The organism is Caballeronia sp. AZ1_KS37, from assembly GCF_023631165.1.
GTDB lineage: Bacteria > Pseudomonadota > Gammaproteobacteria > Burkholderiales > Burkholderiaceae > Caballeronia > Caballeronia zhejiangensis.
On the sequence record NZ_JALQDP010000025.1, the window covers coordinates 1 to 14122 of the forward strand.

Sequence of the window (14122 nt, forward strand, 5' to 3'; positions counted from 1 at the left end):
ACGGTCCGCCGCCCGAAAACGCTGAGGACACTGGTTCAGCACGAAAGAGCTTCGGCACAGCGCTACGCGCTGCCGCCCGGTATGCAAGGGAAACCAACGTGCGGCAAGTGCAGCGAGATGGAGACGGCAGCAAAGAAGCACGCGCGGACCCGATTGACCGGTCGGCCGCGAAGCGGGCCGGAGCTATTTGGTGCTGAACCAGTTTCGTGTGTGATGCGATGTGGCAGACCGTGCGCGAGCCAAGCCCGATGGGGCCTATGAGGGCACTCTTTAGGCAGCCCACGATGGACGAGAGGACTACCCAAATTGCGTGTGACCGCGGGCGTATCGGAAGCTGCTTTCTTTGCTTACTTTCTTTGCAGCAGCAAAGAAAGTGAGTGCCGCCCCGCACAGGGGCAGTGCTAATAGACCGACACGAAAACGGGCTCCGGCGAAACCAAGCCAAGCCAACCCAACCCGGGCTCCGGCGAAACCCACGCCAAGCCAAACCAGCCCCCGGCGAAACCGGCATCCGGCAAAACCCGAACCAAGCGAAAACCACAAGGCAAAAAGCAAGAAAACCGCGTCATACTTGGACGCATGAAGGCCGATTACCTCCGAACCGCGCTTTCCTTCCGCCTGGCGGCCCCCTCCGATGCTGCGGAAATCGCGCGCATCCACGTGAAGGCCTGGCAGGCCGCCTATCGTTCCATCTTCCCCGCCGAATACCTCAATTCGCTTTCCATTCCGAAACGCCGTGCCCTCTGGTCCGAGCTGATCGCGCGCGGCATGCCCCGCATAATGCTCGCCGAACGCGACGACATCATGCTCGGATGGATCGCATGGGGCCCGTCACGCGATAACGACAAAGGCAGAACGGATGCCGAAATCGAAGCCATCTATATCGACCCGGCACACTGGCGCCAGGGCGCGGGAAGAATGCTGATCGATGAAGCGATCAACGCCGCGGCAAGCGAAGGCTATCGGGAAATGACGCTCTGGGCGCTCGAAGAAAACGTGCACGGCCTGCGCTTCTACAAGGCGCTCGGCTTTGCACTGGACGGCGTGTTCCGCACCGAAAGACTCGGCGGATGCGAAGTCTGCGAAACGCGCCTTCACATGGCGATCTGAACGCTCAGGCCACCATCGCGGGAACGGCAGCCAGCGGCGGCACCTGCTTGCGCCGCTCGCGCGTCGGCGCCGTGCCGAACGCATCGCGATAGCTCTTCGAGAAATGACACGCCGACTGAAAACCGCACGCCATCGTGATGTGCATGATCGACATGTCGGTCTGCAGCAGCAATTCACGCGCGCGCCGCAAGCGCAACGTCAGATAGTAATGCGTCGGCGTCATGCCGAGATGTTCGCGGAATAGCCGCTGAAGTTGCCGTTGCGACATGCCCGCGAGCCGCGCCAGTTCCTCGCGCGACAACGGCTCTTCGATGTTGTTCTCCATCAGCGAGATGACTTCGAAGAGCGACTTGTTCGCGGACCCCAGACGCGCGACGAGCGGCATCCGCTGCTGCGCGCTCGTATCGCGCACATGCTCGACGATGAACTGCTCCGCGATCTGTGTCACCCGCGCCGTGCCGACGCGCGCCGCGATCAAGTTCAGCATCATGTCGAGCGGCGCGACGCCGCCCGTACACGTCACGCGATCGCGATCGACCACGAACAGCTCTTTGAGAAAGCGCGTGTCGGGAAACTCTTCTTTAAGCGCCGACATGTTTTCCCAGTGAATCGCGCACGCATAGCCGGCGAGCAAGCCCGCGCGCGCCAATGCATACGTGCCGGTGCAAAGCGAGCCGAGCACGCTGCCCGTGCGCGCGAAACGGCGCAAGGCAGAAAGATGCGCGGGCGTAGTCGCACGCTGCACGTCGATGCCGCCGACCACGAACACGATGTCGGGCTGCCCCACGCATTCCACCGGACCGGTATCGACGGAAAGCCCGTTGCTCGCCGTCACCGGCCCGCCCTCCGGACTCACGATCGACCAGCGATACAACGGCTGCCCCGTCAAGTAGTTCGCCATGCGCAGGACTTCGATCGCATTGGTGAACGCGATCATCGTGAAGTTGGGAAGCGGCATGAACGCGAAGTGTGACAGCGACGCCGTGCGATCGGAGGACATGTGAGAACTGATTCCTTGGAATCTATTGAGTGGCGCCGTCATGCGCGGCGCTTACCACGCTTGCAATTTTGGTTGCGAGTGCAACTACCATGCCATCAGGCTAAACCCTGATCGATGAAGGGCATCGCGCATGCTCCGCTGCGCGCTCGCACTGACGCGGGGCCAGGCGCCGCAAGACATGCACTGCAGCAGCGCACGATCGTTCCGATGCAGTGCAACAGCCCACACAAAAAATTCGCTACACCGAAAAGGAATTCGCCACTTGTCGAAAACAGACGCGCATGTCGGAAAAGGTAAAGAACACGTCTGAATTCGTAAATTGACCGGCAGGGCGAAAGTCAAGAATAGACGCAACGACGAAAGCGACGTCGAACGACCCCCACCTCTCAGGCGACACGGAGCACACCACGATGAGCACCCTCCACAACGACAGCATCATCATCGACGGACTGAACATCTCGAAGTTCGAGCGCTCCGTGTTCGAAGACATGAGAAAGGGCGGCGTCACCGCCGTGAACTGCACCGTGTCGGTGTGGGAAGACTTCCAGAAGACCATCGACAACATCGCGGAAATGAAGCAGCAGATCCGCGAATACAGCGAAATTCTCACGCTCGTCCGCACGACCGACGACATCCTGCGCGCAAAGAAGGAAAACAAGACCGGCATCATCTTCGGCTTCCAGAACTCGTATGCGTTCGAGGACAACCTCGGCTATATCGAAGTGTTCAAGGAGCTGGGCGTGAACGTGGTCCAGCTTTGCTACAACACACAGAACCTCGTCGGCACGGGTTGCTATGAACCGGACGGCGGTCTGTCGGGTTATGGCAAGGAAGTGATTCACGAGATGAATCGCGTCGGCATCATGGTCGATCTCTCGCACGTCGGCGCAAAGACGTCTTCCGATGCGATCGCCTGCTCGAAGAAGCCCGTCACGTACTCGCACTGCTGTCCGTCGGGACTCAAGGATCATCCGCGCAACAAGAGCGACGATCAACTGCGCGAGATCGTCGATGCGGGCGGCTTCGTCGGCGTGACGATGTTCTCGCCGTTCCTCAAGAAAGGCCCGGATGCAACGGTCGATGACTATCTCGAAGCGATCGAATACACCATCGATGTCATCGGCGAAGACAACGTCGGTATCGGCACGGACTTCACGCAAGGCTATAGCACCGAATTCTTCGACTGGATCACGCACGACAAGGGCCGTTATCGCCGCCTGACGAACTTCGGCAAGGTCGTGAATCCGGAAGGCATTCGCACGATCGGCGAATTCCCGAACCTCACCGCTGCAATGGAAAAGGCCGGCTGGAGCGAATCGCGCATCAAGAAAGTGATGGGCGAAAACTGGATGCGCTTCTTCGGCGAAGTCTGGAACGTCTGACCGTCAACGACAAATAAACAGGAACCCCGCGATGCAACCGCAACTGCCTATCGATGTCGATCCGCAAACCGGCGTCTGGACCACCGACGCGCTGCCGATGCTCTACGTGCCGCGCCACTTCTTCACGAACAATCACGTCGCCGTCGAAGAAGCGCTCGGCCGCGATACGTATGCCGAGATTCTCTACAAGGCCGGCTACAAGTCCGCGTATCACTGGTGCGACAAGGAAGCCGAGAAGCACGGCATCAGCGGCATGGCGTGCTTCGAGCATTACCTGAAGCGCCTGTCGCAACGTGGATGGGGACTCTTCACGATCGTCGAAGCCGATCCTGCGACATCGCATGCGCGCATTCATCTGCATAACTCGTCGTTCGTGCTCGCGCAGCCCGGCAAAGAGGGCAAGCTCTGCTACATGTTCGCGGGATGGTTCGCGGGCGCGATGGACTGGGTCAACGACACGGCTCCCGACAGTGCGAAGAAAGGTCCGCGCTCGAAGTCGATCGAAACCCAATGCGCGGCGGAAGGCCATTCGCATTGCGTATTTGAAGTGTCGCCGCTGTAAGCAAAGCTCAACTCCGAGGTCGATCGCGATGCGTTACCCGAACCTTTTCAAGCCTCTTCAGCTCAACAAGCTCACGTTGCGCAACCGCATCGTCAGCACCGCGCACGCGGAGGTCTATGCCGAACCGGGCGGTCTGCCCGGCGACCGCTATATCCGCTATTACGAGGAGAAAGCGAAGGGCGGCGTCGGCCTCGCCGTGTGCGGCGGTTCGAGCCCGGTGTCGATCGACAGTCCGCAAGGCTGGTGGAAGTCGGTGAACCTCGCGACCGACAAGGTCATCGATCCGCTCTCGCGTCTCGCCGAAGCCATGCATCGTCATGGCGCGTTCATCATGATTCAGGCGACGCACATGGGCCGCCGCTCCGCATGGCACGGCGAGCACTGGCCGCATCTGATGTCGCCGTCGGGCGTGCGCGAGCCGGTGCATCGCGGCAACGCGAAGATCATCGAAGTGGAAGAGATCAAGCGCATCATCCAGGACTTCGCGGCGGCCGCGAAGCGCGTGAAGGATGCAGGCATGGACGGCATCGAGATCTCGGCGGCGCATCAGCATTTGATCGATCAGTTCTGGAGCCCGCGCACCAACTTCCGTACCGATGAATGGGGCGGTTCGTTGGAGAATCGTCTGCGCTTCGGGATGGAAGTGCTGAAGGCCGTGCGTGAAGAAGTGGGCGCGGATTTCTGCGTCGGCCTGCGCATGTGCGGCGACGAATTTCATGAAGACGGTCTCTCGCACGAGAACCTCAAGGAGATCGCGCAGGCGATGTCCGAAAGCGGCCTCATCGATTATGTCGGCGTGATCGGTTCGGGCGCGGATACGCACAACACGCTCGCCAACTGCATGCCGCCGATGGCGCTGCCGCCCGAGCCGTTCGTGCATCTCGCCGCGGGCATCAAGTCGGTCGTGAAGCTGCCGATCATGCATGCGCAAAGCATTCGCGATGCAGGACAGGCCGAGCGTCTGCTTGCAAACGGCATGGTCGATCTCGTTGGCATGACGCGCGCGCAGATCGCCGATCCGCATATGGTCATCAAGATTCGCGATGGCCGCGAAGACGAAATCAAGCAGTGCGTCGGCGCGAACTATTGCATCGATCGCCAGTACAACGGTCTCGACGTTTTGTGCGTGCAGAACGCCGCGACGTCGCGCGAACAGACGATGCCGCACGTCATCGAAAAGACGCGTGGCCCGAAGCGCAAGGTTGTCGTGGTCGGCGCGGGGCCTGCCGGTCTCGAAGCGGCGCGCGTCGCGCGTTCGCGTGGTCATGATGTCGTGCTGTTCGAGAAGAACGATTATGTCGGCGGTCAGATCATGCTCGCCGCGAAAGCGCCGCAGCGCGAGCAAATGGCCGGCATCGTGCGCTGGTTCGACATGGAAACGAAGCGCCTCGGCGTCGATCGCCGTCTCGGTGTCGCCGCCGACGAGAAGATGATCATGGCAGAGAAGCCGGACATCGTCGTGCTCGCGACGGGCGGTTCGTCGTTCACCGAACAGGTTCCTGCGTGGGGCGTCGAAGAAGGTCTCGCCGTGAGTTCGTGGGACATTCTTTCGGGCAAGGTCGAGCCGGGCAAGAACGTGCTCGTCTACGACGGCGTATCGACTCATGCGGGCGCGGGCGTAGCGGACTTTATCGCGTCGCGCGGCAATAACGTCGAGATCGTCACGCCCGATGTCAAAGTCGCCGACGACACCGGCGGCACCACGTTCCCGATCTTCTATCGCCGTCTCTATGCGCAAGGCGTCATTCATACGCCTAACTACTGGCTCGACAAGGTCTACGAGGAAAACGGCAAGAAGATCGCCGTGATCCGCAACGAGTACACGGAAGAGCAGGAAGAGCGCGCGGTGGATCAGGTCGTGATCGAGAACGGCATCACGCCGAACGACGCGCTCTACTGGAAGCTCAAGCCCGAGTCGCTCAATCGCGGACAGATCGACGTGCACACGCTGTTCGCATCGCTACCGCAGCCGTCGTTGAGCGAAGAGCTCGGCAACGGACGCTTCCTGTTGTTCCGCGTCGGCGACTGCATCTCGATGCACAACATCCACAGCGCGATCTACGATTCGCTGCGCCTCTGCAAAGACTTCTGACGAGGTATTCGACGATGAACCCCGTGTTTGTCATCACCGCGCTGTTGTGGCTTTCGATGGCGGGCCTCGCGTTCGCCTTGCTCAAGCGCGCAGCGTACTGGCGCGAAGGCCGCGCGACGACGGCCGGCGCCTATGGATGGGCGAATCTGCTGACCATTCCGAAGCGCTATTTCGTCGATCTGCATCATGTCGTGGCGCGCGATCCGTATATCGCGAAGACGCACGTCGCGACCGCGGGTGGCGCGATCCTCGCGATGGCGCTCGTCTTCATCAACTACGGTCTCGCGATCTATTCGGTGTGGCTCGACCGCGCGATTTTCCTCGCGGCGATCATCATGTTCGTCGGTGCGATGTTCGTGTACAAGCGGCGTCGCGCGAAGGACGTGCCCGCGCGTCTGTCGCATGGACCGTGGGACAGCCTGCCGTTGCTGCTCGGTTCGTTCGCGCTCGGTCTCGCGTTGTTCATGCTGCTGCCTGCATCGTGGATGTCCGGCGCGCTCGCGATCATCGTCGCGTTGCTGATCGCGGCGGGCGCGTACACGATGACCTTCGGCGCGGCGCAAGGCGGCCCGATGAAGCACGCGATGGCGGGTCTGCTGCATCTCGCCTTTCATCCGCGTCAGGAGCGTTTTCACGCGAAGGACGAGAACGAACGCGAAGTCGTGCCGCCGACGGCGCTCAAGAAGCCCGTGCTCGATGCGAAGGAATATGGCGTCGGCAAGCCGGTCGAGTTTCGCTGGAATCAGTTGTTGAGCTTCGATGCCTGCGTGCAGTGCGGCAAGTGCGAGGCCGCGTGTCCCGCGTTCGCATCGGGTCAGCCGTTGAATCCGAAGAAGCTGATTCAGGATCTGGTCGTCGGCATGGTCGGCGGATCGGACTCGCAATACGCGGGTAGCCCGACACCCGGCATTCCCGTCGGCAGGCATTCCGGCGGTCCGGCCAAGCCGCTCATCTCGCAGATGATCGAAGCGGACACGATCTGGTCGTGTACGACGTGCCGCGCGTGCGTGCAGGAGTGCCCGATGCTGATCGAGCACGTCGATGCGATCGTCGACATGCGCCGCAATCAAACGCTCGTCGAAGGCGATGTGCCCGGCAAAGGCCCGATCACGCTCGCGAACCTGCGCGAGACCGGCAGTCAGAACGGTTTCGATATCGGCGCGCGCTACGACTGGTCGGTGGATTTGCAAGTGCAGGTCGCGCAGCCGGGACGCCCTGTCGATGTTCTGCTGATCGCCGGCGAAGGCGCATTCGACATGCGCTATCAGCGCACGCTGCGCGCGCTCGCCAAAGTGATGAACAAGGCGGGCGTCGATTACGCGGTGCTCGGCGGCGTCGAAACGGATACGGGCGACACGGCGCGGCGTCTCGGCGACGAAGCCACGTTCCAGCAATGCGCATCGAAGCTGATGAACACGCTGTCGCAATACCAGTTCCGTCGCATCGTCACGGCCGATCCGCATGTGCTGCATAGCTTGCGCAACGAATATCGCGCGCTTGGCGGCTACTACGAAGTGCAGCATCACACGGCGTTCATGGCGGAGCTCGTCGCGAGCGGCAAGCTCACGCCGAAGGCCGCCGCCGTGCTCGCGGACAAGAAAATCACGTACCACGATCCGTGCTATCTCGGCCGCTACAACGGCGAGACGGAAGCGCCGCGCAAGTTGCTGAAGACCATTGGCATCAAGGTCGTCGAGATGGAGCGTCACGGCATGCGCGCGCGTTGCTGCGGCGGTGGCGGCGGTGCGCCGCTGACGGATATCCCCGGCAAGCAGCGCATTCCCGATATCCGCATCGCGGATGCGAAGTCGGTCGGCGCGGAAGTCGTCGCGGTCGGTTGCCCGCAATGCACCGCGATGCTGGAAGGCGTGGTCGGTCCTCGTCCCGAAGTGCTCGACGTGGCGGAACTCGTCGCTGCGGCCTTGGAGTGAAGCGATGAACAACGACATCAAACGAATCGATCCGCGCCGTCCCTTCGTCATCACGGCCGATGGACTGAAGCGCATCACGCTCGGCGAAATCGGCAATGGCGTCGTGCTGAACTTCACGCACGGCGGACACAAGGAAGCGACGAAGCCGCGCCGCACGACGAAGCCCGCGACGCGTTCGCTGCTCGTCGCGGCGCACACGGATCGCGGCGCGCTCGACGATCACGCGCGCCAGGCGCTCGCGGCCGCCGCCTTGCTCGCGGACGATCAGACCGAAGTCGTGCTGATCGCGTTCGGCGAGTTCAAGGACGATGCCGCCGTGCTCGGCGCGGATCGCTACGTCGCGCTGCCGGAGTTCGATCGCCGCAACTACGCGCCCGACGAAGAAGTGCGCGCGTTGACCGCCTGCGTCGCTGCGTTCCGACCGGCGCATATCTTCATGCCCGACAACGCAACCGGCGACGGCGATCTCGGCCGCCGCTACGCCGCACGCGCCGATGCGTCCATCGCGACGCAGGTCGTCGAAATCGATGCAGCGCATGTCGCGTCGTATGCACAGGCGGGTCGCGCGCTTGCATCGCGTGCATTGCCCGACATGGTTTTGCTTGCAGCTCATGCCGTCGATGCGAAGCTGCCCTTCGTCGGCGCGGGCGAGGCGATGAATCCGCAAGGCATCGTGCCGGCGGCGAAAGCGAGCGCTTACGTCGATCTCGGCATCGAAGAGATGGACGCGGCGCAGGTCGCGCTGGAGGAAGCGGACTTCATCGTGTCGGCGGGCAACGGCGTGTCGGACATCGCCGCGTTCGAAGCGCTCGCGGGCACGCTGGGCGCGGCGATCGGCGCGAGCCGCGTCGCCGTCGACGATGGCAAGTTCACGCGCGACAAGCAGATCGGCGCGACCGGCAAGACCGTCGAGGCGAGCGTGTATATCGCGTTCGGCATTTCGGGCGCGGTTCAGCACTTGCAGGGCATCAAGGATTGCCGCCACGTCATCGCCGTGAATCTCGACGCCAGCGCGCCGATCGCGAAGCGCGCGAATCTGACGATCGTCGCGGACACGCAGGAAACGATCAAGGCACTGACCGATGCCGCCGCCGCCGCACGCGCCGCGCGTGCCGGCGGCGGATCGATCGCGCAGACCGCGCACATCGCCGAAGGAGTCGCTGCATGAAGATCGCCGTTCTCGTCTCCACCGGACGTCATCCCGTCAGCGGCGCGGCGCGCTACAGCCGCAACGACGCCGCCGCGCTGACCATCGCCATCGGCATCGCGAAGACGCACGGCGCGCAACTCGACGTGTTGCACGCGGGTGATCCGGCTAATCCGGCGTTGCAGGAATATCTCGCGCTCGGCGCGTCGAAAGTCGAAGTGCTCAACACGCAAGGCGATGCGTGTGCGGCCCTCGCGCAAAGGCTTGCGGGCTACGAGCTCGTGTTCACCGGCACGCGCGCCGAAGGCGCTTACGACAGCGGCACGCTGCCGTACAAGCTCGCGGATGCGCTGAACGTTCCGCTCGTCGGCGCGGCCGTCGATGTCAGCGTGACGAAGGAAGGCGTCGAAGTGCGCCAGTTCATGCCGAAGGGCTTGCGCCGACGCGTGCGCGCGCCGCTGCCCGCGCTCGTCGCCGTGCATCCATTGGCCAACGCCGCGCCGCGCTACGCCTATGCGCGCATGCGCGAAGGCCACGTCGCGCCGGTCGCCGCGAGCGCGCCCGTCGACAAGGAAAGCACGGCGTGGCGCATCGGCCCGGTGACGGCCAAGCCCAAGAAACTCGCCGCGCCGGAAAGGCGTTCGGGCCACGCGCGCATGCTCGGCGCGACGACGACCGAAAGCCGCGGCGGAAGCGTCGTAATTGAAGGGAGTTCCGTCGAAAAAGCACAAGTGATTCTGGCGTATTTGCGCGAGCATCAACTCGTCGATTACTGATTTCTCGACCCACATCGACCCACATACAGGTGCACACGATGAAAGTTTCGGCAGACGTTCGCGCAATGATCGAACGCCGCAAAAAGGGCCACACGCTCGAGGCGCCGTTCTACACGAGCGAAGAGATTCACGCGCTCGACCTCGATGCCATCTTCCGCAAGACCTGGATTCAGGTCGCCGTCGAGCCGGACATTCCCGAGCCGGGCGATTACACGACGATCGAGATCGGCAACGATTCGATCCTGATCGTGCGCGACGACGATATGGAAATACGCGCCTTCTACAACGTGTGCCGGCATCGCGGCGCGCGCCTGTGCAATCAGGAGAAGGGCTCGCTCGGCAATATCGTGTGCCCGTATCACAGCTGGACCTACAACCTCTCCGGCGATCTGATGTTCGCCGAGCACATGGGCGACCAGTTCGACCGCTGCAAGCACAGCCTGAAGAAGGTGCATGTCCAGAATCTCGCGGGCCTCATCTTCGTCTGTCTCGCCGATGAACCGCCCGCCGATTTCGCCGTGATGCGCGAAGCGATGGAGCCGTATCTCGCGCCGCACGGTCTGAAGGATTGCAAGATCGCGGCGAGCATCGATATCGTCGAGAAGGGCAACTGGAAGCTCACGATGGAGAACAATCGCGAGTGCTATCACTGCGTCGCGAATCATCCAGAGCTGACCATTTCGCTTTACGAATACGGCTTCGGCTATCAGCGCTCGCCCGCGAACGAAGAAGGCATGGCGGCGTTCGAGAAGACCGTCGAAGAGCGCACGAAGCAATGGGAAGCGATGTGCCTGCCGTCCGCGGAAATCGAACGCCTCGCCGATCTCGTGACGGGCTTTCGCACGCAACGTTTGCCGCTCGATCGCGATGGCGAATCGCAGACGCTCGATGCGAAAGTCGCATCGAAGAAACTGCTCGGCGGCTTCGAGCGCGCGGACCTGGGCGGCTTGTCGTTCTGGACGCAGCCGAACTCGTGGCATCACTTCATGAGCGATCACATCGTGACGTTCTGCGTGATTCCGCTTGCATCGGGGGAAACGCTCGTCCGCACGAAGTGGCTCGTGCACAAGGACGCGCGCGAAGGCATCGATTACGACGTCGACAATCTCACCGCCGTGTGGCGCGCGACGAACGATCAGGACCGCACGCTCGTCGAGTACTCGCAACTCGGCGTCGCGAGCAACGCCTACGAACCGGGTCCGTACTCGCCATTCACGGAAGGTCTCGTCGAGAAGTTTTGCGAGTGGTACATCGGACGTCTTGCCGATTACGCCGATACGCCCGAGCACGGCGTCGATGCGTCGCTCGGTGAGAAAGTCGTTTCCTTCATGCGCTGACAGCCTCGTAGCAGGAGTAGAACATGATGCGCGATCAGGCTACTTTCGAGCCGACCGACAGCCGCGTGACCCAGCCGAAGTTCTGGGGGACGCTGCCCGTGCGCTGGAATTGCGACACGGACGAGACGCTCGTCTGCTGTCACGTCCGGCAGGAGACGCACGACGTCAAGAGCTTTTTCTTCAAGGCGCCGGGTGAGCGCACGTTCGTCTTCGAGCCGGGGCAGTTCATCACGCTGGAGCTCGAGATCAACGGCGAGCAGATCAATCGCTGCTATACGATCTCGTCCGCGCCGACGCGCCCGCACACGATCTCCATCACGGTGAAGCGCGTGCCGGGCGGGCCGGTGTCGAACTGGCTGCACGATAACCTCGTCGCGGGATCGACGGTGCGCGTGCTCGGGCCATCGGGCGAATTCACGTGCGCGCGTCATCCGGCACGCAAGTATTTGTTCTTGTCGGCGGGTTCGGGCATTACGCCGCTCATGTCGATGAGCCGCGCGCATCACGAACTCGGCGACGATGCCGACATCGTGTTCGTGCATAGCGCGCGCACGCCGGATGACATCATCTTTGCGCGCGAGCTCGATCTGATCGCGTCGAATCACAAGAACTTCCGCACGGCGTTCGTGTGCGAGCGGGTCGGCACGCGCACGAACTGGCCGGGCGTGACGGGCTTTCTCACGCTGCCGCTCCTGAAGCTGATCGCGCCGGACTTTCTCGAGCGCGAAGTCTTCACGTGCGGCCCGGCGCCGTATATGAAGGCGGTGCGCGATCTGCTCGATGCAGGTGGTTTCGATCGCAAGCATTATCACGAGGAGAGCTTCTCGTTCGGCGTCGTCGAGGAAGTCGCGGCTGAACTGACGACGGCGCATGTCGCCGAGGCCCTTGCGACGCAGACGGATTTCGTCGAAGCGCGCGAGGAGGCGGTCGGCTTTGCGCCTGCGCCGACAGAGCCCGTCGAGATCATCGAAGCGCCTGTTGAAGCCGCGCCCGTCGTCGATACGAAGTTCAAGGTGAGCTTCGCGAAGAGCCGGCGCGACATCGAATGCGGCAGCAACGAACATGTGCTCGATGCGGCGAAGAAGGCGGGCGTGCGCTTGCCATCGTCGTGTACGCAGGGCATGTGCGGGACGTGCAAGGTCAAGCTCGTGTCGGGCGAAGTGAGCATGAAGCATGCGGGCGGCATACGTCAGCGCGAGATCGATCAGGGCATGGTGCTGCTGTGCTGCAGCAAGCCTATGAGCGATCTCGTCGTCGACAAGTAAGCCCTGAGGGGCGCGTCGTTTCTTGACAACTGAGTGTCGGAAAAGTGCGCTACGCGTCAATTCTGGCTGGTGATTCTGTTCGCTACACGGCGTGGGGCCGCTAAGGGGAAACCAAATGAAACCGATGAGAAGAATGCTCGTTTTGGGGGCGATGAGCGCCGCCCTCGCATCGAGCCTGATGGCAAACGCCGCGGATAAGCCGACGATCAAAATCGGTTATGTCGAGGGCTGGGACGATAGCGTGGCGACGTCGAACGTGGCGGCGCGCGTGATCGAGAAGAAGCTGGGTTATCCGGTGCAACTGGTGCCGGTGGCCGCGGGCGTGATGTGGCAGGGCGTGGCGCGCGGCGATCTCGACGCGACGCTGTCGGCGTGGCTGCCGGTCACGCATGGCGCGTACTGGAACAACTTCAAGTCGAAGGTCGTGAATCTCGGTCCGAACTTTCAGGACGCGAAAATCGGCTTGATCGTGCCGGAGAACGTCGACGTCAACAGCTTGAGCGATCTCGAGGCGAAGAAGGCGGAATTCGATTCGCGCATCGTGGGCATCGATGCGGGCGCGGGTGTGATGCAGAAGACGAGCGAAGCGATCAAGGCTTATAACCTCGACTACAAGCTGCTGCCGAGTTCGGGTTCGGCGATGACGGCGGAACTGGCGCGTTCCGAAGCGGCCAATAAGCCGATCATCGTGACGGGCTGGAAGCCGCACTGGATGTTCGCGAAGTACAAGCTCAAGTTCCTCGAGGATCCGAAGAAGGTGTTCGGTGAGTCGGAGCACGTCGATAACGTGATCAATCCGGAGCTGGAGAAGAAGGCGCCGCAGGTGGTGGCATTCCTCAAGAAGTTTCAGTGGAAGCCGGGTGAGATCGATAGCGTGATGCTGGCGACGCAAAATGGAGAGAAGCCGCAGGCGGCGGCGGATGCGTGGATCAGCGCGCATGGGGATCGGGTGGAGTCCTGGACTAAGTAATTTTTTTCGTTGGGTTTTTTGGGTCTTTGGGCGTTTGGGCAAACGCTGAGCGTCGTGGGTTATGCCTGCGGCGCTTTTTTTTGGGGGTTTTGCTCTTGGCTTTTGCTTTTGGTTTCGCCGGATCCCGTATTCGTGTCGGTCTATTAGCACTGCCCCTGTGCGGGGCGGCACTCACTTTCTTTGCTGCTGCAAAGAAAGTAAGCAAAGAAAGCAGCTACTGATACGCCCGCGGTCACACGCAATTTGGGTAGTCCTCTCGTCCATCGTGGGCTGCCTAAAGAGTGCCCTCATAGGCCCCATCGGGCTTGGATCGCGCACGGTCTGAACCATCGCACCACACACCAAACGGGTTCAGCACCAAATAGCTCCAGCCTGCTCCGCGGCCGACCGGTCAATCGGGGATGCATGTGCTTCTCTACTAACGTATCAATCTCGCCGCCTTCGCCGCCCATTGGTTTCCCTTGCGGACCCGGCGGCAGCGCGTAGCGCTGTGCCGAAGCTCTTTCGTGCTGAACCAGTGTCCTTGGAAAACTAGCTCGTCAGACCGTGC

11 protein-coding genes are annotated in these 14122 nt (G+C 62.1%); 10 read left to right on the plus strand and 1 reads right to left on the minus strand.

Annotated elements, in window-relative coordinates:
* Positions 1–660: 660 nt before the first annotated feature.
* Complete coding sequence (locus NCS00_RS14210) at positions 661–1110, plus strand: GNAT family N-acetyltransferase (RefSeq protein WP_241484883.1); 450 nt, start codon at positions 661–663, stop codon at positions 1108–1110.
* Between the two features lie 4 nt (positions 1111–1114).
* Here NCS00_RS14210 and NCS00_RS14215 read toward each other — a convergent pair whose 3' ends face one another.
* Complete coding sequence (locus NCS00_RS14215; protein ID WP_008354155.1) at positions 1115–2110, minus strand: GlxA family transcriptional regulator; 996 nt, start codon at positions 2108–2110, stop codon at positions 1115–1117.
* 410 nt (positions 2111–2520) lie between these two features.
* On the opposite strand from NCS00_RS14215, the gene NCS00_RS14220 reads away from it, so the two are divergent.
* The 9 genes from NCS00_RS14220 (at position 2521) to NCS00_RS14260 (ending at position 13572) form a co-directional block, all read left to right on the plus strand.
* Entirely contained in the window at positions 2521–3492 is a 972-nt protein-coding gene (locus NCS00_RS14220; protein WP_008354153.1) for a dipeptidase, read from the plus strand.
* Positions 3493–3523: 31 nt separating this feature from the next.
* Positions 3524–4054 (plus strand): DUF5943 domain-containing protein, encoded by a 531-nt coding sequence (locus tag NCS00_RS14225; RefSeq protein ID WP_008354152.1) that lies wholly within the window; start codon positions 3524–3526, stop codon positions 4052–4054.
* Positions 4055–4082: 28 nt separating this feature from the next.
* Positions 4083–6146 carry an NADH:flavin oxidoreductase gene (locus NCS00_RS14230; RefSeq protein ID WP_250440323.1) on the plus strand — a complete coding sequence of 688 codons (2064 nt, stop codon included), beginning with the start codon at positions 4083–4085 and terminating at the stop codon, positions 6144–6146.
* A gap of 14 nt (positions 6147–6160) precedes the next feature.
* Positions 6161–8077 carry a (Fe-S)-binding protein gene (locus NCS00_RS14235; RefSeq protein ID WP_175982382.1) on the plus strand — a complete coding sequence of 639 codons (1917 nt, stop codon included), beginning with the start codon at positions 6161–6163 and terminating at the stop codon, positions 8075–8077.
* Positions 8078–8081: 4 nt separating this feature from the next.
* Positions 8082–9245: an electron transfer flavoprotein subunit alpha/FixB family protein gene (locus tag NCS00_RS14240; RefSeq protein ID WP_008354149.1), complete on the plus strand. Its 1164-nt coding sequence runs from the start codon at positions 8082–8084 to the stop codon at positions 9243–9245.
* Positions 9242–10000: an adenine nucleotide alpha hydrolase family protein gene (locus tag NCS00_RS14245; RefSeq protein ID WP_250436320.1), complete on the plus strand. Its 759-nt coding sequence runs from the start codon at positions 9242–9244 to the stop codon at positions 9998–10000. The genes NCS00_RS14240 and NCS00_RS14245 overlap by 4 nt, the downstream gene beginning before the upstream one ends.
* Positions 10001–10038: 38 nt before the next feature.
* Complete coding sequence (locus tag NCS00_RS14250) at positions 10039–11337, plus strand: aromatic ring-hydroxylating oxygenase subunit alpha (protein WP_175982385.1); 1299 nt, start codon at positions 10039–10041, stop codon at positions 11335–11337.
* Positions 11338–11360: 23 nt separating this feature from the next.
* Positions 11361–12602: an FAD-binding oxidoreductase gene (locus NCS00_RS14255; protein ID WP_409014144.1), complete on the plus strand. Its 1242-nt coding sequence runs from the start codon at positions 11361–11363 to the stop codon at positions 12600–12602.
* 133 nt (positions 12603–12735) lie between these two features.
* The gene (locus NCS00_RS14260) at positions 12736–13572 is read left to right on the plus strand and encodes a glycine betaine ABC transporter substrate-binding protein (RefSeq protein WP_409014143.1); all 837 of its coding nucleotides are present in this window, start codon (positions 12736–12738) and stop codon (positions 13570–13572) included.
* Positions 13573–14122 lie beyond the last annotated feature (550 nt).

Excerpts from the sequence above, each read along its gene's own strand:
- NCS00_RS14240 (WP_008354149.1), top strand. The coding sequence starts at position 8,082 with ATGAACAACGACATCAAACGAATCGATCCGCGCCGTCCCTTCGTCATC.
- NCS00_RS14255 (WP_409014144.1), top strand. The coding sequence starts at position 11,361 with ATGATGCGCGATCAGGCTACTTTCGAGCCGACCGACAGCCGCGTGACC.
- NCS00_RS14235 (WP_175982382.1), top strand. The coding sequence starts at position 6,161 with ATGAACCCCGTGTTTGTCATCACCGCGCTGTTGTGGCTTTCGATGGCG.
- NCS00_RS14245 (WP_250436320.1), top strand. The coding sequence starts at position 9,242 with ATGAAGATCGCCGTTCTCGTCTCCACCGGACGTCATCCCGTCAGCGGC.
- NCS00_RS14215 (WP_008354155.1), bottom strand. The coding sequence starts at position 2,110 with ATGTCCTCCGATCGCACGGCGTCGCTGTCACACTTCGCGTTCATGCCG.
- NCS00_RS14250 (WP_175982385.1), top strand. The coding sequence starts at position 10,039 with ATGAAAGTTTCGGCAGACGTTCGCGCAATGATCGAACGCCGCAAAAAG.
- NCS00_RS14220 (WP_008354153.1), top strand. The coding sequence starts at position 2,521 with ATGAGCACCCTCCACAACGACAGCATCATCATCGACGGACTGAACATC.
- NCS00_RS14230 (WP_250440323.1), top strand. The coding sequence starts at position 4,083 with ATGCGTTACCCGAACCTTTTCAAGCCTCTTCAGCTCAACAAGCTCACG.
- NCS00_RS14225 (WP_008354152.1), top strand. The coding sequence starts at position 3,524 with ATGCAACCGCAACTGCCTATCGATGTCGATCCGCAAACCGGCGTCTGG.
- NCS00_RS14260 (WP_409014143.1), top strand. The coding sequence starts at position 12,736 with ATGCTCGTTTTGGGGGCGATGAGCGCCGCCCTCGCATCGAGCCTGATG.